14 protein-coding genes and 1 tRNA gene are annotated in these 18,276 nt (G+C 66.0%); 11 read left to right on the top strand and 4 right to left on the bottom strand.

Annotated elements, in window-relative coordinates:
* Nucleotides 1–11 precede the first annotated feature (11 nt).
* Nucleotides 12–1,352, bottom strand: coding sequence for an ABC transporter substrate-binding protein (locus tag QX041_RS32765; protein WP_316167960.1), 1,341 nt, complete (start codon nucleotides 1,350–1,352; stop codon nucleotides 12–14).
* 469 nt (nucleotides 1,353–1,821) lie between these two features.
* Between QX041_RS32765 and QX041_RS32770 the strand changes: the two genes are divergently transcribed.
* Entirely contained in the window at nucleotides 1,822–2,466 is a 645-nt protein-coding gene (locus tag QX041_RS32770) for a Spy/CpxP family protein refolding chaperone (RefSeq protein ID WP_316168019.1), read from the top strand.
* A 247-nt stretch (nucleotides 2,467–2,713) separates the two neighbouring features.
* Complete coding sequence (locus QX041_RS32775; protein ID WP_316167962.1) at nucleotides 2,714–4,165, top strand: hypothetical protein; 1,452 nt, start codon at nucleotides 2,714–2,716, stop codon at nucleotides 4,163–4,165.
* Between the two features lie 603 nt (nucleotides 4,166–4,768).
* On the opposite strand, the gene QX041_RS32780 is transcribed toward QX041_RS32775, so the two are convergent.
* A tRNA-Ser gene (locus QX041_RS32780) sits at nucleotides 4,769–4,858 on the bottom strand.
* A gap of 339 nt (nucleotides 4,859–5,197) precedes the next feature.
* Here QX041_RS32780 and QX041_RS32785 point away from each other — a divergent pair.
* Both QX041_RS32785 and QX041_RS32790 read left to right on the top strand, forming a co-directional pair.
* A complete protein-coding gene (locus tag QX041_RS32785; protein ID WP_316167964.1) occupies nucleotides 5,198–5,452 on the top strand; it encodes a hypothetical protein in 255 nt (84 codons plus the stop codon).
* Nucleotides 5,453–5,783: 331 nt separating this feature from the next.
* Nucleotides 5,784–6,701: a septal ring lytic transglycosylase RlpA family protein gene (locus QX041_RS32790; protein WP_316167965.1), complete on the top strand. Its 918-nt coding sequence runs from the start codon at nucleotides 5,784–5,786 to the stop codon at nucleotides 6,699–6,701.
* Between the two features lie 87 nt (nucleotides 6,702–6,788).
* Here QX041_RS32790 and QX041_RS32795 read toward each other — a convergent pair whose 3' ends face one another.
* Nucleotides 6,789–11,423: a beta strand repeat-containing protein gene (locus QX041_RS32795; protein WP_316167967.1), complete on the bottom strand. Its 4,635-nt coding sequence runs from the start codon at nucleotides 11,421–11,423 to the stop codon at nucleotides 6,789–6,791.
* Between the two features lie 401 nt (nucleotides 11,424–11,824).
* On the opposite strand from QX041_RS32795, the gene QX041_RS32800 reads away from it, so the two are divergent.
* From QX041_RS32800 to QX041_RS32815, 4 genes are all read left to right on the top strand, one after another.
* Nucleotides 11,825–12,367 (top strand): phage tail protein, encoded by a 543-nt coding sequence (locus QX041_RS32800; RefSeq protein ID WP_316167968.1) that lies wholly within the window; start codon nucleotides 11,825–11,827, stop codon nucleotides 12,365–12,367.
* An 82-nt stretch (nucleotides 12,368–12,449) separates the two neighbouring features.
* A complete protein-coding gene (locus QX041_RS32805; protein ID WP_316167969.1) occupies nucleotides 12,450–12,977 on the top strand; it encodes a phage tail protein in 528 nt (175 codons plus the stop codon).
* A gap of 49 nt (nucleotides 12,978–13,026) precedes the next feature.
* Nucleotides 13,027–13,575 (top strand): phage tail protein, encoded by a 549-nt coding sequence (locus QX041_RS32810; protein ID WP_315751567.1) that lies wholly within the window; start codon nucleotides 13,027–13,029, stop codon nucleotides 13,573–13,575.
* Between the two features lie 55 nt (nucleotides 13,576–13,630).
* Nucleotides 13,631–14,107 (top strand): GNAT family N-acetyltransferase, encoded by a 477-nt coding sequence (locus QX041_RS32815; protein ID WP_315711946.1) that lies wholly within the window; start codon nucleotides 13,631–13,633, stop codon nucleotides 14,105–14,107.
* Here QX041_RS32815 and QX041_RS32820 read toward each other — a convergent pair.
* The gene (locus QX041_RS32820; RefSeq protein ID WP_316167972.1) at nucleotides 14,104–15,057 is read right to left on the bottom strand and encodes an alpha/beta hydrolase; all 954 of its coding nucleotides are present in this window, start codon (nucleotides 15,055–15,057) and stop codon (nucleotides 14,104–14,106) included. The two genes, QX041_RS32815 and QX041_RS32820, sit on opposite strands and share 4 nt — an antisense overlap.
* Before the next feature lie 179 nt (nucleotides 15,058–15,236).
* On the opposite strand from QX041_RS32820, the gene QX041_RS32825 reads away from it, so the two are divergent.
* From QX041_RS32825 to QX041_RS32835, 3 genes are read left to right on the top strand one after another with little or no spacing between them, the layout of a single operon-like run.
* Entirely contained in the window at nucleotides 15,237–16,496 is a 1,260-nt protein-coding gene (locus tag QX041_RS32825; RefSeq protein WP_315827618.1) for a D-alanyl-D-alanine carboxypeptidase family protein, read from the top strand.
* 4 nt (nucleotides 16,497–16,500) lie between these two features.
* A complete protein-coding gene (gene tmk, locus QX041_RS32830) occupies nucleotides 16,501–17,181 on the top strand; it encodes a dTMP kinase (protein ID WP_315827617.1) in 681 nt (226 codons plus the stop codon).
* Nucleotides 17,178–18,218 (top strand): DNA polymerase III subunit delta', encoded by a 1,041-nt coding sequence (locus tag QX041_RS32835; protein WP_316167973.1) that lies wholly within the window; start codon nucleotides 17,178–17,180, stop codon nucleotides 18,216–18,218. The genes tmk and QX041_RS32835 overlap by 4 nt, the downstream gene beginning before the upstream one ends.
* Nucleotides 18,219–18,276 lie beyond the last annotated feature (58 nt).

The raw sequence follows: 18,276 nt of genomic DNA on the forward strand, positions 1-18,276 counted from the left end.
TCGAGCATGCCTCAGCTGCGCATGAAGCCCTCGCACTCGCCTTCGGCCCAGGCGAGGGTCGATTCCATCTTCTCGCCCTGAGCGTAGCGCAGGCACATCTTGGTCATCGTCGCCTGCGCATAGATCTGCTGCGCGATCTTGGGCGGAGCAGGGGAGGCTGCGATCGACAGCGTTTGGTGATTATAGGGGTTGGGATAGTGATAGAGGGTCCCCTTCGGCGGTCCCTCCTCCTGCCATACCTTGAGCGTCGTCAGCTTCTGATAGGCCGGCAGATCGTAGCCGCCGCTCGCCACCACCATCTTCTCGATCGATGACGGCTTCGACAGGTGCACGATCAGGCTCTTGGCCGCCTCCTTGTTCTTGGAGAACGACCAGATGCTCCAGAAGTAGGGCAGGAACGGCGCGAAGCGGCCCTTGGGGCCGGCCGGGAAGCCGTGGGTCCAGCACTGCTCGGCGATCTGCGGCGCGTCGCGCTTGGCCACCGCCCAGGCGCTCGGCGGATTCATGATCATCGCGCCCCTGCCCGAGACCAGCCATTTGTTGTTCGATGCGTCGTCCCACGAGGCGACATCCGGCGGCAGCGCCGCGATCAGCCGCTTGTAGAACTCGAGCGCCTGGCGCACGGCATCCGTCTTCACCGTGACATCGCCCTTGGCGTTGACGAGATCCGCGCCGAACGCCTGGAAGAACGCGCCGGCGGAGTCCACGCTGTCGGTGGTTTCGCCAAGCCCGATGCCGAACGGCACGCCAGCCTTATGGCAGGCCTCCGCCGCTTTCAGGAAGGTCTCCGTGGTCCAATTGTCGGCCTTCGGTGGAGATCCGGCCGGATACATCTCCTGCACGTCGATGCCCGCATGCTTCTTCATCAGATCGATGCGGGAGCAGGGACCCTTGATCTGACTGCCGACGCAGGCCGGCACGGCGAGCCATTTGCCGCCGGACTGTCCGAGATATTTGACGGTGCCGTTGACCTCGCCGTTCTCCTGGATGATCGGCCCCATGATGTCGTTGACCGGCTCCAGCAGTTCCGCATGCGCATGCGGCCACCAGGTCGGCATCGCGATCAGATCGTGGCCGGACTTCGCGGCGCCCTCGGCGGCGATCGTCAGCTCGATCTTCTTGCCCTGGCTGGTGATGTAGTCGATCTGGACCTCGACCTTCTCCTTGGCGGCCCACTCGTTGACGAGATCGGTCGAGGCCTGGTTGGCGCCCGGAACCCAATGGTCCCAGAAGCCGATCGAGAGCTTGCCGGCGGCGTAGGCGCCGCGCACATAGGGCGCGGCAATCATGACCGCCGAGGTGGCAGCGGTCGCAGCAACGAATTGTCGGCGGTTCAGCTTCCTCCGTGACATGGCGTTCCCTCCCTGGTGAGCCAAGCATTCTGTCGATGCGAATCCGATTTGTTAGTTGTTGCGTCGCGTCATGCGCGCATGGATTTCGCTTGGATGCAATCAGAGCAGAATTGCGAGCGGCTGTCGAGAAAGCCGGTGAGGCGAATCCTAGAACTAATGGCGTGCACAATTCGTCGCAGGTTCCGCAACTGATTGCATCGCAGTGCTGAGCGCTGCAGTGCAAAGCGCGTCTCGGCCGAGCAGGAAGCCGAGAGGAACCAGTGTAGCTGGGCGCGTCCGATGCATCGCACTGCATGCGGTAGATGGACTTGCGCGTTGCGGCAACGGTAGAATTCGTTGGAATCATGGTCGTCACGACCAGCGACTGCGCACGGAGCCTGAACTGATGATGATGAGCCCCGGCATCTGGCGCCGGTCTTTCCGGTGCATCGCAATAGGAGCGTCAATAGGTCTCATCAGCCTTGTGGGCCTGCCGCGTCAGCCTGCCGCGCAGGGCCTGTTCAAGGGCGTCGAGCAGGGCGCGCGCGAAGGCAACAGGGCGGCGGGCCCGGTCGGCGGTGTGCTCGGCGGCGCGATCGGCGGTGTCGTCGGCGTGGTCACCGGCGTGACCGGGGCGTTCACCGGCAACAGCGGCCAGCAGAGTGCGCAGCCCGAGACACCGCCGGCCGAGGGCAGGAAGGCGAAGCCTTCCAAGGCGACGAAGACGAGCAAGGTCGCCAAGGCGACGCCGATGCTGACGCAGCCGGGCGCCCCGCAACTCACGGCCGAACAGATCGTCGCCAACAGCGATAGCAATATCGAGCGCCTGAAGACCGGGCTGAACCTGACGGAAGAGCAGGCGAAGAACTGGGGTCCGTTCGCCAACGCGATGCACGCGCTCGGCCGCAACGGCGCGGATCGACTCGAGCTGCGCATCGCGCGGTCGAAGCGCGATCCGCCGGACGACATCGTCGAGCAGATGCGCAACGAGGCTCAGTTCCTGGTCGATCGTGCCGCCGACCAGCGCGCGGTGGCCGACACATCGGAACCGCTGTTCACCAGCCTCGACGACAAGCAGAAGCAGATCTTCATCGACGAGATGGTGCGCCTGAGTCGCGAGCGCGGACTGGACTAGCTCAACGGAGTTGGCGTCGTCGCGGCCGTGCCCGTTGGCAGCAGCGGCGCCGGCGGCGTGCCGTGACGCATGACCACCGCACTCGCGCCGCATCGCGGTGTATTAATACCCTCAAATGGCCATTAGTCGCGCGGCATGCACATTTTTCGGGCACGAGCGGGGCGCGGCTCGCGCAACGTGCCGGCCGCCATCGCTGCCTCTGCAACCGAATTGCGATGCAGTTTGATGTACATTGCAATTGTATTACATGGAGAGCCGGAGCCGGCAGGGCGGTCTTCGCAGGCGTGCTGAATCGCAGCAGCGATCGGGCGGCAGACGATCAGCAGGCCGTTCGGCTCGATTTCTTGGAGGATTATTGTTGTCGAGAGTACGACTGCGCCGGTGGATCCAGAACCGGCTGGGGATTGACACCGCCAGCACCGAAAGCCGCCTCGATGCGGATGTGAAACGCTTCGTCGATGCGCTGCAAGCGGAGTTGATCGCCGCGAAGGACGAGTCCGAGCGGTACAGGCGCATCACGGAAGAAAGGGGCGTGATCATGGGCCGCCTGCGCGACGAGCGCGACGGCTATAGGCTGGAGTGGGAGGCGGCGTCCGCGGAGCTTCGCCGGCTGGCGCGTAAGCGCCTGGCCGTGGTCTCGGACAATGGAGCGACGCGCCCCTCCGGCAATGGCCGCGACGCGGCCCTGAGGAATTCTCCGCCTTCCACGCTGCGGGTGCTGTGCGTCGGCACCGGCCGGGACGGCACGACGTCGCTGACGCGGATGATGCAGGAGGTGTTCGACAACCAGGGCAACGGCGACAGGGCCGTGCACGAATGGGCGTCGAGCGAGCTCAATGAGCTGTTCTGCCAGCTCAAGGAAACCAACGATCCCGGCTTCACGGATCAGATTCGTCAGACGATCCTCGATTGCCCCCATGCGTGCGTCGTCGGCAATGGTTACGCGGCCGTGCTGCCGATCATCGCCGAGCTCCTCGGCGATCAGGTCACGCTGGTGCATCTGCGCCGGCGTGACCGCGCGGCATGCATCGCAAGCCTGGTGGAGAATGCCGAGCTGTCGCCGCAGAACCACCTCTACTACGCCGACTCGCCGGCCGCGCAGCGCAAGCGTCCGACCGCTTTCCACTTCGGAGAGATGTCGAAGCAGCAATGGATGGATCTGTCGCTGGCCGAGAAGTTCGGCTGGTACTACGACAAGACCCACGCCTTGATCGAACGCTACAAGAGCCTGTTCCCGAACACGCTCTCCGTCGATACCGAGGACCTCAACGCGGACAGCGTGCGCCTCGCGCTGGCCCAAGCGGCCGGCAGTGCCGAGGCGCCGCGCGCCTTCCACGTCAACCGGTTCGTCGATCTGCGCCATGTGCCGCCCGATCGGCGCAGCTTCGTGCAGCGGCTGCTCGGCCAGCTCGACGTCCAGAAGCTCGCCCATGACGACCTGTACGGGCTGCGGCAGGTGCTCAACGAGATGATCTATCATCTCTCGCATTTTCCCGACGCGGCGCCGGGCGCGGTGGATGAGCTGCGCTGGACGCTGACTGAGATGCACGGCCTTCTCGACAGCCGCATCCGCGACGTTCGCGAACTGATGGAGCGGGTCGGCGTGCCGCCCGAGACCGCCGGCGCTGTGAACGGCCACCGCGCGCCGCAGGCAAGCCCTGGAGCGCACCCTGGTCGTTGGCCAGGCGCCCGGCTCTGAGCACGGGGAGGCGGCGGGCGCCTCGCCAGCGTTGCGCAGCCAGCCGGTCCATCGCACGCACTGCGATCAGCAACAAGTTCGGGGACGTGGAAGAGGACGAGATCGTCGCAAAGCTGATCTGAGAACGACCCGCCGGCTCCGCACCGGCGGGTTTAGTGTTTGGCCCGGACTACGCCCTAGTCGAACGCCTCTGGTTTGGTTTTTCCAGTCCCTTCGCACTTTGGACACTCACGATAGGGCTCGTTTTTCTTGCCCCATCGAACCGGCCGCATTTCCACGTGATAGCCTTTGCCCGCGCAAGCTTCGCATTGTGTCATGCCAACTCACCTCCTCTCGAAGCCCATGGTTGGGCCGCGGGGGCGAGTGCATCCCCTTATGCAATCGGCAACAACGCACCCGGTCAAAGCATCGCGCTTGGCATCCGGACAGCTTCAAGGAATGGCCGAGCGCGAGCCTTTGCCCTCGACAGGACCGCCAAGCACAAGGACAGCCAGAGCAGGGCAGTCAGCAGGACAAGGCCGAAAGCAATCCTGAGCGCATTGTGCCTTGGATTGCGCGCTGGAAGCCTAAGCGCTCTGCAAATTATTGATTTTATTGATGTCTTGGCGGAAGGGGTGGGATTCGAACCCACGGTACCCTTGCGGGCACGCCGGTTTTCAAGACCGGTGCCTTAAACCACTCGGCCACCCTTCCATCCGGCGTCGTGTCCGGGACGTCGGCGACGTCCACGCCACGGCGGCGCGGTATCGACGCGATCCTTGTTTAGGGTGCGGGCTTGCGGCTCGTCAACGGCGCATTCACGCCTGCCCGGACGGCCTCAGCTCAAAGCCCGCGCTCACCTGAGCGCAAAAGCCATCAGGCCGGAGCACAAGATTGCCGTGCTCAGCGCTGCCAGGGCGAGAAAGCTCCCCGAGAGCAGGTCTTGGTGTCGCAACGCTTGATGTCGTAAATCTTGGTGTCGCATGGGCCACCTGCTGCGGCTGCGCTACCGGTCCGATCTCGCACCGGCCGGAGAAAACCGAGGGCCGGGCGATGAGCGGTCTGGATGATCTGCTGGTCGAAACTGCCAGCTTCAGGGATGCTCCTGAAGTGTCGTTATTGAAGCGGACGCAAACATCGACGCGGACGAGAGCCGACCATGGCGTCGGCTGTCCGATCTGTCCGGACTCAGGCCCGCGAGCGGACGCCTTCAAACGCATGAGCAAGGAAGATCCCGGCGCCAACCAAGCCCATCACTGCCGTCATTGCTTCGATCATAGCGAACACACCCTGTTGCGCCCCACGTGAAGCAAACGACGTGCAGCCCTGCACAGTCAAAATGATTCAGGTCCCGGGAAATGAGAACACTCGTAGGTGAGGATTTCACGCAACATATGTGTCCAAAAAGGTGCACTCGCAACACGGAGGCACAGCGGAGTGCACGCCTGGGCGGCCACCGTCCACGTCACAACCGCAGGAAAGCTCCGGTTAACCACGGCGGGGCCACCCCATTTCCGCCGTCTTCGGGTTGCGTTATCCTTGTGCATTGAGTTGCGGGGATGCGACTCGGGGACAAGCCGGGACGCGCGGGCCTGACGGGATGGCTCGGCTGCGACCGGCACATTGGTAATTGGGGTCGATGGGGATTGGTCAAACAGATCCGGTCGAGAGAGCGGTGCGCAGTGCCGTCGCCGTCCTCGCCTGCCTGATGGTCGCGAACTGCGCCTCTTCCAACAAGTTCGCCAGCAAGGTCGATCCGAAATACGGCGTGTCGTCGAGCCCGCGCGTCGTCGGATTCGGCGAGCCGGTGCCGAAGGGCGGTGGCGTCTACCGCATCGGCAAGCCCTATACCGTCGCCGGCAAGACCTATGTTCCCGAGGAGGACACCAACTATCGCGCCGAGGGCATGGCCTCTTGGTATGGCGATGATTTTCACGGCCGGCTGACCGCCAATGGCGAGGTCTTCGACATGACGTCGCTGACGGCCGCCCATCCGACCCTGCCGCTGCCGAGCTACGCCCGCGTCACCAATCTCGCCAACGGCAAATCGCTCATCGTCCGCATCAATGATCGCGGCCCGTACCACGGCAACCGGCTGATCGACGTCTCCAACAAGGCGGCCGATCTGCTCGAGTTCAAGGGCAACGGCGTCGCCCGCGTCCGCGTCGAATATGTCGGCCGCGCCCCTCTCGAAGGGTCCGACGATACCCAACTGATGGCAACCCTGCGCACCGGCATCCCGGCGCCGGCGCCTTCTCTCGTCCGCGTCGCCTCCGCCCAGCCGTTCGTTCCCGAGATCGGCGCAGGCCGCCCGATTCGCGGCGAGGTCCCGCTGCCCGAGGGGCGTCCCTACACGCTCGGCAACACCTCCGCCGACCTGGCATCGGTTGCCGCGACGTCGGAGATGTCGGCCTCCAGCCGGACCCGCGGACGGAGCCTCGATAACCCGCGCGCGGTGTCCTACGATCAGGGCGGCCGATACGTGCCGTCATCGAGCGGCGCGGCGGACGGCGCTGACGAGGCCCGCGAGATCCTTGGCGGCCGCGGACTGTACTGATCTTCCATACGATCTCGCACGTCGAACCAGCCGCCCCAGCCGGGGCGGTTTCGATTCGAGTGCGCCGCCAACGGCTATTGGGAATGCCTATTGGGCGCTGAACGGCACCCGCGCCTTGGCCGAAAACGTCCAGACGCGGGTGTTGCTGCCGATGCCGCCGAGCTCGGCACCGAGGCCGACACCGATGCCGCCGCCTGTCTGGATGCCGAGACCGCCGGTGGCGCGGGCCGACCAGCCTTGCAGCAGCGGCGTCGAGGCCAGCGCGCCGGCGGCGAGCGTGTTGGCATCCTCCCTGGTGAAGTAGTAGTCGCCGTACAGGCCGACGAACGGCGTCAGAAGAAGCCCGCTATCGAGCCAGGCGACAGGGTAGGCGGCGCGCAGGCCCCCCGACGCGCGGCCGCTGGCGAAATCATTGGTGCCCTGCCGCGTGCCCAGCGAGTCCGTATATGCGTTCTGGTGTTCCCACAATGCATAGACCTTGGTGGACGGCTCCAGCACCAGGCCGGCCCATTTATACGTGCCGGTCAGACCGGTGGAAACCATCCAGCGCTGGCCGCTGAAATTGCCCTGGGCGGTTCCGGCACTGCCGTCATAGCCGATGCCGGAATAGGCCACGGCTGCATCGAAGCGCAGCGTGGGAATGATCTTCCAGCCGAGATAGGCGCCGGTGGTCCAGCCGTCGCCCTTCAGCTTCCCGTTGATGTCCTGCTGGGTGTAGCTGAAGGTCTCGTAGCCGCCGAGCACGCCGACGAGGAAGTTCGGCGCGGCGCGGTAGGTCAATCCCATCGTGGCGTTGAGCTGCTGGCCATAGATCGAGGCTTGGCTGGCCTGGGTGACGCCGCCGATGCTGGTGCTGCCCCAGCGGTCGACGCCAGAACCGCGCACATCGGCCCACAGCAGCCACTCCTTCTGCTCGTGCCATTTCGGCGCGGCCTGCTTCCTGTCGCCACGATCGATTGCCGCGAACGCATCGTCGATCCGGCCGCGACCACGTCCACGTGGCTGGGACGCGCCCGGCAGCAGCGAGGAATAGGCGTTGCTGTCGCCGCTGCCAGCGCGGTCGCCGGCCGGGGACCACTCGTCCTGATCGCGCGGATCGGCCGAGAAGTTGAAGCGCATGCGGGCATTGGCGGGCGTCAGGAACGAACCGCCATCGTTGAAGCCGTCGGCGATGGCGTCATCGATCGCGCCGGAGATCGCCTGCCCGGAGTTCTGCGCGACCAGCTTGCTCACGGTCTGCTGCAGCGAGCGCAGCCGAACGCTGTCGACCGGCACGTTGACGGTCTGGGCAAGGCCGGGCGAGGTGCTCGCCGTGAACAGCGTGGTGCCGGCATAGCTCGCCGTGATCGTATGGCTGCCGACCGCGAGCGTCGAGGTGGCGAACGTCGCAACGCCGCCCGCCAGCGTCGCCGTGCCGATCGGCGTGCCATTGTCGTTGAAGGTGACCGTCCCGGTCGGGGTGCCGCCCGACGCTGACACCGTGGCCGTGAAGGTCACGGGCTGCCCGAACTGGCTCGGGTTCTGCGACGAGGTCAGCGCGACCGTCGTGACCAATTGGCCCACCGACAGATTGAAGGTGGCATTGGCCGAGGCACTGTTGGTGTCGGTCACGGTCACCGTATACGTGGTCATTGCCGCCGGAACCGTCGGCGTGCCGGTGATCTGGCCATTGCTCGTGTTGAAGCTCAAGCCGGCCGGCAGAGCCGGTGAAACGGCAAACACCAGCGTGCCGGTACCGCCCGAGCCCGTGACCGGCGTGAATGGCGTCACCGCTTGGTTGATCGGCAGCGAGCTGGACGGCACGGCCGTCGTGGCCGTCACCGCACCATTGATGGTCAGGCTGAATGTGTTGCTCGCGGTCGCGTTGGCGGCGTCGGTCACGGTCACGGTGAATGTCGTCGCCGCGCTGGTCACCGTGGGCGTTCCGGAGATGCTGCCGTTGGCCGCATTGAGGGACAGTCCCGCGGGGAGCGTCGGCGAGACGGAATAGGTGAGCGGCGCGGTGCCGCCGCCGCCCGTGACCGGCGTGAACGGCGTCACGGCGTGGTTCGCAGTGAGGGTGGTCGACGCGATCGCCTGGGTCGCGCTGACCGCGCCGTTCACCGCCAGGCTGAACGTATTGGTCGCCGTTGCAGTGTTGGCGTCGGTCACCGTGACCGTATAGGTCGTGGCGCCGCTGGTGGCCGTCGGCGTGCCCGTGATCGCACCCGAGGTCGTATTGAAGGCGAGCCCTGCGGGCAGCGCCGGCGCGATGCCGTAGCTCAGCGGCGAGGTGCCGCCGGCGCCGGTGATCGGTGTAAAGGAGGTCACCGCCGTGTTGACGGTCAATCCTTTGGACGCGATCGCCTGGGTCGCCGTCACGGCACCGTTGACGGCCAGGCTGAACGTGTTGCTGGCGCTGGCACTGTTGGCGTCGCTCACGGTGACCGTATAGGTCGCGGCCGTGCTGATCGCGGTTGGCGTGCCCGTGATGGCACCCGTCGAGGTGTTGAAGCTGAGCCCGGCGGGCAGTGTCGGTGCGATGCCATAGGTGAGCGGCGACGTGCCGCCGCCCCCGGTCACCGGGGTGAAGGATGTCGCGGCGACATTGACGGTCAGGGACTTGGCCGGGATCGACTGGGTGGCGCTGACAGCGCCGTTGACTGTCAGGCTGAAGGTGTTCGTGGCGGTCCCGTTGTTGGTGTCGGTGACGGTCACGGTGTACGTCGCGGTCGCCGCGCTCGTCGAAGGCGTGCCGGAGATCGCGCCCGTGGAGGCGCTGATGCTGAGGCCGGCCGGAAGGGACGGAGAGATCGAATATGTCAGTGTCCCCGTGCCGCCGCCACCGGTGACCGGGGTGAAGGCGGTGATGGCCTGGTTGGCGGTGAAGGTCCGCGAGGCGATCGCCTGCGTCGCGGTGACCGCGCTGTTCACCGTCAGGCTGAACGTATTGCTGGCCGTGGCAGTGTTGGCGTCGGTGACCGTGACCGTGTAGGTCGTCGCGCCGCTGGTCACGGTCGGTGTGCCGGTGATCGCGCCGGTCGAGGTGTTGAGCGTCAGGCCCGTCGGCAGCGCGGGGGCAACGCCGTAGGAGAGCGGCGGCGTGCCGCCCGATCCGGTCACCGGCGTGAACGACGTCGCTGCGGCATTCTGCGTCAGCGTCTTCGAGGCGATCGCCTGCGTCGCGCTCACTGGCCCATTGACGGTGAGCTGGAAGGTGTTGCTGGCGGTGCCGCCGTTGGAATCCGTCACCGTCACCGTGTAGGTGGTCGTGCTGCTGGTCACCGTCGGCGTGCCGCTGACCTGGCCGGTGCTGGTGTTGAAGCTGAGTCCGGTCGGCAAGGTCGGCGCGATGACATAGGACCGCGGCGTTGTGCCGCCACCGCCGGTGACAGGGGTGAACGTCGTGATGGCCGTGTTCACGGTGACGGTGGCCGAGCTCACCGACTGCGTCGCGGTGACGGCGGTGTTCACCGTCAGGCTGAACGTATTGCTGGCTGTGGCACTGTTGGAATCGGTGACGGTCACCGTGTAGGTGGTCGCGCCGCTGCTTGCGGTCGGCGTGCCCGTGATCGCGCCGCTGGAGGTGTTGAGCGAGAGGCCGGCGGGCAGCGCGGGCGCGATGCTGTAACTGAGCGACGGGGTGCCGCCGCCGCCGGTGACCGGCGTGAACGATGTCGCGGCCACATTCTGCGTCAGCGTCTTCGAAGCGACCGATTGGGTCGCGGTCACGGCCGAGTTGACTGTCAGACTGAACGTGTTCGAGGCGGTCGCGCTGTTCGCGTCGGTCACGGTCACGGTGTAGGTCGTGGCGCCGCTCGCGGCCGTCGGCGTGCCGGTGATCGCGCCGGTCGATGTGTTGAGCGTGAGACCGGTGGGCAGGGACGGTGACACGCTGTAGGTGTAGGCCGGGGTGCCGCCGCCGCCGGTGACCGGCGTGAAGTTGGTCGATGGTTGATTCTGCGTCAGCGTCTTGGAGGCAACGGACTGCGTGGCCGTCACCGCGCCGTTGACCGTGAGGCTGAAGGTATTGCTGGCGGTCGCGGAGTTGGCATCGGTGATCGTGACCGTGTAGGTGGTCGCGGTGCTGGTGACCGTGGGCGTACCGGTGATGGCGCCCGTGGACGTGTTGAAGGACAGACCGGTCGGCAGCGTCGGGGCGATGCCATAGCTGAGCGGTGCGGTGCCGCCGGAGCCGGTGACCGGCGTGAAGGATGTCGCGGCGGTATTGACGGTCAGCGACTTCGACGCGATGGCCTGCGTCGCGGTCGGGCCGGGCAACGTGACGGTGATCGTGAACGAGGTGTTGGTGGTGCCGGCGCCGCTACAATTGCCGGCGGTGTGCGAGCAGTCGCTCGCATAAAAGAGCGTGATGTTCTCGGTTCCCGATCCGGACAGCGAATCGATCCGGATGGTGTATTCCGGCACCTGCGTGAAGTCGCCGCCGATCGGCACGGGAATCAGGGTGTAGGTCGCCTTGGCGCCGGTGTAGCTGAGATTGGTGTAGCTCAGGCCGCCCGCCGTCATCGGGAGATTGTTGAACGCATCAATCGGCGGGCTGTTGGTGCCATTCGAGTGTCCGTAGAGACCCCAGAGCACCACGTCGTTGGTGACGCACAGACCGACGGCATTGCCGGCGCCCGTTCCGTTGATGGTGATGCTGGTGCTGGTGGTCGAGCCGGTCGTGAAGTTACAGGCCGCCTGCGCGCCCACCATCGAGGCGAGCATCAAGGCAAGAACCACCGAAACAAAACCCAGCGCACGCCGCAGAGGCGTGCATGCCGCATGAAAATTCCGGCGCCAAGTCCCGGTTGACAATTTGGTCGTGCCCCTTACGGCCCCTCATTGGCTGAGAGTGCCGCTGAAAAAAATTGGTTCGAAGAAATTTTGGTAACGCAATCGTAACCTTGGAGAAGCAGCGACTTCCGGGCAAGTCGATTCAACCAGACCGGGCACGACTTCTGCTTGGCGTTGCATAGCGGCAACAGCGCAATCTGCGGAACTTTATTGTCTTGACGGATCCGAGCGACGCAACCTAGACTTCTCCTACAGGTTGTTTCTCACGCTCTCAAAAATTTCAATGCGGAGGCTGTTTGATCAAGCCGCCGCCATTCGTTTCAAAATGACATTGGGGAGAGACGCGCATGCCGTTGACGCCTGTGTTGGGGCAGATCATGCCTTTTGCGGGATCTCAGCCGCCGAGAGGGTGGGCGTTCTGCAACGGCGCGCTACTCGCCATCCAGACCAACCAGGCGCTGTTCTCACTGCTCGGCACCTATTACGGCGGCAACGGCGTGACGACATTCGCGCTGCCGGATCTGCGTGGCCGGGCCATCCTCGGATCGACGGGCAGCTCCGGTCAGTTTCCCGCAGGGATGGTCAGCGGCGAAACGACCGTGACGCTGACCCTCGCTCAGATGCCGGCTCACAATCACCTGGTGCAGGCCTCGACGACCAACGGCGCGGGCCGGAGCGCGGGTCCCACGAACAATCTGTTCGGGACCAATACGCTGCCGGCGGACGATCCCAAGAAGATCTTCGCGGCCGCAGGATCGGGCGAGGTCCCGCTGGCCGCGGGCACGAACATTCCCGAGATCGGCGGCGGGCAGGCGCATAACAACATGCAGCCCTATCTCGTGATCAACTACCTGATCGCGATGCAGGGCGTCTTCCCCTCGCGCAACTGAGCGTCTTCGGATCGATCGAATCCCCCAGTTCCGCGCAGCGCCTGCTCTCGCGGTGCCCACGGCTCAATGAAAGGATGTCGGGATGTCAGACCCGTTTCTCGGTGAGATCAGGCTGTTCGCCTTTCCGCGCATACCGGACGGCTGGCTGGCCTGCGACGGCAGCTCGCTGTCCATTTCAAACTACGATGCGCTCTATACGATCCTCGGAACGACCTATGGCGGCGACGGCATCCAGACCTTCAACCTGCCCGATCTGCGCGGCCGCGTGCCGCTCGGGCAGGGCACGCCGCCCGGTGGCGCGACGTATGTGCTTGGCGAGGTCGCGGGCGAGGACGAGCACCTGCTGATCACGACCGAGTTGCCCGCGCACAGCCATGCCCTGTTGTCGTCGACGGTCACGGCCGACACGGCGACCCCCGGACCCATGGTCCATCTGGCGACCGCATCCACCGGGAATCTCGATGCCCCCATCGCCGATGCCGGCACCTACTCGGTCATGGCGCCCTGCGTGGCCGCCGCGGGACAGAGCGTCCCGCACAACAACATCATGCCGACCGTCGTGGGCAACTACTGCATCTGCATCAACGGCGTCTATCCCTCGCCAGGCTGAGGCGTCGCGGTTCGACCGGCTTCATCGCACATTCTCGAGGAGAGACGACGTGTCTGATCCCTTTGTTGGCGAAATCCAGGCCTTTCCCTTCACTTTTGCAACCGGCGGCTTCAATAGTGCGTGGTTGCCGTGCTTCGGCCAGCTGCTTCCAATTCAGCAATACACGCCGTTGTTCGCCTTGATCGGCACCTATTTCGGCGGCAACGGCACGACCAACTTCCAGCTCCCCAATCTGAGCGGCGCGATCACCAACGGCCAAGGCGACGGACCCGGCCTGCAGCCCCGCGTGATCGGCGAGATGATGGGCAGCAGCACTGTCGGGCTGGTTTCGGCCGAAATGCCCGCGCACACGCATAACCTGCAGCTCGGCAGCAGGTCCGCGCCGAACGCGGCCCCTGGGCCGGGGACGCCCGGGACGATGGTGGCGATCGATCCCTCGTTCAACGGCTTCGTGGCGCCGCCGGCGAATGTCAACCTCGCTCCCAACGCGGTCACGACGTCCGGGCAGAGCATCCCGCACGACAACATGCAGCCGACCCAGGCACTGATCTGGTGCATCTGCTATGCGGGTATCTTCCCGTCGTTCAACAACTCCTGAGCCGAGCAGGCTCGGAGTGACGACCGGGAGCGAGCTCGTCTCGCGGGATGTTCGCTTGCGGCTGCGGCCCGCCGAGACCGCCGACGAGCCGTTCCTGCGCGACCTATTTGGCTCCGTCAGAGGTGCGCAGCTCGCCGCGGCCGGTCTGCCGCCGGCGATGCTCGATCTCGTGCTGGCGCAGCAATATCGCGCCCAGGTCGCGGGCCACGCGGCGCAATGTCCGGCAGCGCAGTCGCTGATCATTCTCCGCGATGCCGCGCCGGTCGGGCGGCTGCTGCTCGACCGCGCGGCGTCGCGATGGCACGTGGTCGATCTCGCGCTGCTGCCGGGCGCGCGCAACGCCGGTGTCGGACGCGAGATCATGCAGGCGGTCGCAACGGCGGCACGGGAGCAGGGCGCCGACGTGCTCTCGCTCGCGGTCGCGACGACGAATGAGGACGCGATCCGGTTCTACGTGCGGCTGGGGTTCCGCGATGTGGCGGACGAGGCGATGGCGTCGCATCGCATGATGGAGCTGCCGCTCGCGCGCTAGCGAGCAGGAGCCACCTCGCGCAGGAACGCGATCAGCGCCGCATTCACCTCGGCAGAGCGTTCCTGCTGGATCCAGTGCCCGGCCCCCTCGATGATCAGCTTGCGCCGCAGATCCGGCAGAACTCGCGCCATGTCCTGGACGCGCTTGGCGCCGATCAGCCCGGTGACGACGGCGTCCGCGCTGCCGGCGATGAACAGCGACGGCTGGCGGATCTGCGCGTCCTGCCACGGCGCGGTGAGCTCCCAGTTGCGATCGATGTTGCGGTACCAGTTCAGGCCACCGCGGAAGCCGGAGGCGCCGTAAGCCGCGACGAACTCGGCGAGATCGTCCTCGCTCAGCCACGCAGGCAAAGGCAGATCGGGGGCGACGTCGCCGAGAAAGCCTTTGTCCGGTGCGACGAACAGCGACTGCGGATCGGAGAAGCCGCGCGCCAGCATCGTGCGCATCGTCAGCGCCACGTCACGCTCGAGCTCGGCCTCCGCCACGCCGGGCGTTTGAAAATACTGCCAGTAGAAGTTCTCGATGCCGCCGGCACTGAGCGTGTCGAGCGGCCGGGCGCGACCGCGAAACGGGGAAGGGACGCTCAAGCCCGCGACGGCCGTGAACACGTCCGGCCGGAACAGCGCCGCATGCCAGGCCACCGGCGCGCCCCAGTCGTGGCCGATGATGACGGCCTGACGCTCGCCGAGCGCCCCGACCAGTCCGACCATGTCGCCGACCGTGTCGAAGATGGTATAGGCGCCGATATCCTCAGGCGCCTGCGAGCGGCCGAACCCGCGCATGTCGGGCGCCACGACGCGATAGCCGGCGGCGGCGAGGGCCGGGATCTGGTGCCGCCACGAATAAGACAGTTCGGGCCAGCCGTGGCACAGCACCACGAGGGGGCCTTCGCCCTGTTCGCGCACGAACAGCTCGATTCCGTTGGCCTTGATGATCCGCGTCGATGACACTGTTTCCACCCTCGATCGCTCGATTTTCGAGTTGGCCGTGTTGATTGCCGGCGCTCGACCTATCGCACCGCGCGACGGGCCGTGCAAATCCACGGGACAGCGGACGCATCCGCGGGATTGCCGAGTTGTTTGCGTCCCCCGCAACTGCTAGAATCCCAGTGCGCTCCAGAGCTTAGCCGATGAATTTCATGACCTTACCGCTGCGCCGCTCCGGTTTCACGTCCGGACGGGCGACGCGTGCGCTCATCGCCTTGACGGTGGCGGTTGCCGTCGGCTGGAGCGGCGCGCTGTACGCCGCCAACCAGAGCGTCCAGGGCGCGCGCAAGGAGGATGGCGGCTTCGACGGCGATGCGCCGACCGCGATCCTGATCGAGGCCAACAGCGGCAGCGTGCTGTTCGAGAAGAACGCGGACGAGCTGCGAGCGCCCTCCAGCATGATGAAGCTGATGACCGCCGAGGTGGTGTTCAACGCCGTCAAGGAGGGCACGATCAAGCTCAACGACGAATACCGCATCAGCGAGAATGCCTGGCGCCGGGGCGGGGCGCCCTCCGGCACCTCGACGATGTTCGCCGCGCTCAACAGCAAGGTGTCGGTGAGCGACCTCCTGCATGGCGCGATCATCCAGAGCGGCAACGACGCCTGCATCGCGCTTGCCGAGGGCATGGCCGGCAACGAGAAGATCTTCGCCGCCGACTACATGACCAAGCGGGCGCGCGAGCTCGGCCTCACCAAATCGACCTTCGCCAATTCCAACGGGCTGCCCGATCCCGGCAACAAGATGACGGTGCGCGAGCTCGCCATGCTCGCCCGGCACATCATCCTGGATTTCCCGGAGTTCTATAAGATCTTCGGCGATAAGGAGTTCACCTGGAACAAGATCCGCCAGCAGAACCGCAACCCGCTCTTGAACGCGATGGAAGGCGCCGACGGCCTCAAGACGGGTTTCACCAAGGAAGGCGGCTACGGCATGGTCGGCTCGGCCGTGCAGAACGGCACGCGGCTGATCGTGGTCGTCAATGGCCTGGAGGATTCCGAGGACCGCGCCACCGAGGCCAAGAAGATGCTGGAATGGGGCTTCCGCAATTTCGAGACCCGCACCCTGTTCGCCGCGGAGCAGCCGATCGGCTATGCCAAGGTGTTCGGCGGCGAGAGCCGCTCGGTCAAGCTGTCGAGCCCGGTGCCGGTCAAGGTCATGGTTCAGAAGAACGGCGGCGACAAGCTGATCGCCCGCATCGTCTACAGCGGCCCGGTCAGGGCTCCCATCGAGCCCGGGCAGAAGGTCGGGGTTGTCAGGGTCTGGCGCGGCCCCAATATCGCCATGGAGGCCCCTGTCTATGCTGCGGAGGCGGTGAGCAGGGGATCCACGATGCGGCGTGCGATCGATGGGGTCAGCGAGCTCGTGATCGGGATGTTCCGCGCCGGGGCCGAGAAGCTCTAGAGACATGGCGGAAGCAGCTTTGAAACGTGGTCCTGGCCGCGGCCGATTCGTCACCTTCGAGGGTGGCGAGGGCGCCGGAAAATCGACGCAGATCAAGATGCTGGCGGACCATCTGCAGAAAGAGGGTGTGCGCCTGGTGCTGACCCGCGAGCCCGGGGGATCGCCGGGCGCGGAGATCATGCGCCACCTCGTGCTGTCGGGCATGGGCAAGCTGCTGGGCCCGGAGGCCGAGACGCTGCTGTTCGCGGCCGCGCGGGACGACCATGTCCGCAACGTGATTCTGCCGGCGCTGAACCAGGGCAGCTGGGTGCTGTGCGATCGCTTCTTCGATTCGACCCGGGCCTACCAGGGCAGCCAGGGGAAGGTCGCGCCGGACGTGCTCAATGCGATGCAGCGGGTCACGATCGGCGACCTCAAGCCGGATCTCACCCTCATCCTCGATGTTCCCGTCGAGATCGGTCTGCAGCGTGCCGGGGCGCGGCGCGGCGCCGGAACCCCGGACCGGTTCGAAGGCGAAGACATCAAGTTCCACAAGGGGCTGCGCGACGCCTTTCACAAGATCGCGGCCGAGGATCCCCGGCGCTGCGTGCTGATCGACGCGACGGCGAGCGCGGAAACGGTCTCGCAGCTCGTTTGGGACGCCGTGCGCGAGCGCCTGTTCACGGAAGTGGCGGCGGCGTCATGAGCGCACGCAAGGTCGAGCCGGAGATCGCGGTCCGCCATCCACGCGAAACCACCGCCTTGTTCGGGCATCGCGACGCCGAGGCGGCGCTGCTGTCCGCCTACCGCAGCGGACGGATGGCGCATGCCTGGCTGATCGGCGGCCCACAAGGCATCGGCAAGGCCACCTTGGCCTACCGCATGGCGCGCTTCGTGCTGGCCCACCGCGATCCCACCACCGCCGAGATGCGCGCTGCCGATTCGTTGTACGTCGACGCGGAGGACCACGTCGCGCGCCTGATCGCCTCCGAGGCTCATGGCGGGCTGCTCACCTTGGAGCGCTCGGCCAACGACAAGGGCGTGCTGCGCACCGTCATCACCGTGGACGAGACCCGTGAGACGATCTCGTTCTTCGGCTCGACGGCGGCGGTCGAGGGTTGGCGGGTGTGCATCGTCGACACCGTCGACGAGCTCAATCCGAACGCCGCCAACGCGCTGCTCAAGATCCTCGAGGAGCCGCCGCAGCAGTCGCTGTTCCTGCTGGTCAGCAACGCCCCGGCGCGGGTGCTCGCCACCATCAAGTCGCGCTGCCGCCGGCTGGCGCTGCGGGCGTTGTCCACCGACGACGTCGTCAGCGCCGCGGCCGAGGCCACCGGAATGGACGGAGCCGATCCGGCGCTGCGCGAGGCCGCCAGGGCCTCCGAGGGCAGCGTCGCCCGGACCCTCATGCTGTTGGGCGGCGACGGGCTGCAGCTGCAGACCCGGACCGCCGCGCTGCTCGCGAGCCTGCCTCGGATCGACCCGGGCGAGCTGCATGCCCTGGGCGATGCGCTCGGCACCAGCGACCGCGTCGCGCTGGCGAGCTTCCTCGACAGCATCGAGCGCTGGGTGGCGGAGCGGCTGCGCGCCGCAGATCCCAACGCGGAACTGCCGCGCCTTGCACGGCTGGCGGAGGTATGGGAAAAGATCGTCCGCGCCGCGCGCGACACCGAATCCTATAATCTGGAGCGAAAACCGCTGGTTTTCTCGGTGTTCGGGATGCTCGCCGAAGCCACGCGGTAACCGCGCCGACCATCATCCCGGGATCATCAGGATCAATCCGTCGACCGACGTCGTCAAA

This window comes from Bradyrhizobium sp. SZCCHNRI2009, from assembly GCF_032485115.1.
Taxonomy (GTDB): Bacteria; Pseudomonadota; Alphaproteobacteria; order Rhizobiales; family Xanthobacteraceae; genus Bradyrhizobium.

Coding starts and splice junctions, on each gene's coding strand:
- QX041_RS32765 (WP_316167960.1), bottom strand. CDS start 1,352: ATGTCACGGAGGAAGCTGAACCGCCGACAATTCGTTGCTGCGACCGCT.
- QX041_RS32775 (WP_316167962.1), top strand. CDS start 2,714: ATGGAGAGCCGGAGCCGGCAGGGCGGTCTTCGCAGGCGTGCTGAATCG.
- QX041_RS32785 (WP_316167964.1), top strand. CDS start 5,198: ATGAGCGGTCTGGATGATCTGCTGGTCGAAACTGCCAGCTTCAGGGAT.
- QX041_RS32790 (WP_316167965.1), top strand. CDS start 5,784: ATGGGGATTGGTCAAACAGATCCGGTCGAGAGAGCGGTGCGCAGTGCC.
- QX041_RS32800 (WP_316167968.1), top strand. CDS start 11,825: ATGCCGTTGACGCCTGTGTTGGGGCAGATCATGCCTTTTGCGGGATCT.
- QX041_RS32805 (WP_316167969.1), top strand. CDS start 12,450: ATGTCAGACCCGTTTCTCGGTGAGATCAGGCTGTTCGCCTTTCCGCGC.
- QX041_RS32825 (WP_315827618.1), top strand. CDS start 15,237: ATGAATTTCATGACCTTACCGCTGCGCCGCTCCGGTTTCACGTCCGGA.
- tmk (WP_315827617.1), top strand. CDS start 16,501: ATGGCGGAAGCAGCTTTGAAACGTGGTCCTGGCCGCGGCCGATTCGTC.
- QX041_RS32835 (WP_316167973.1), top strand. CDS start 17,178: ATGAGCGCACGCAAGGTCGAGCCGGAGATCGCGGTCCGCCATCCACGC.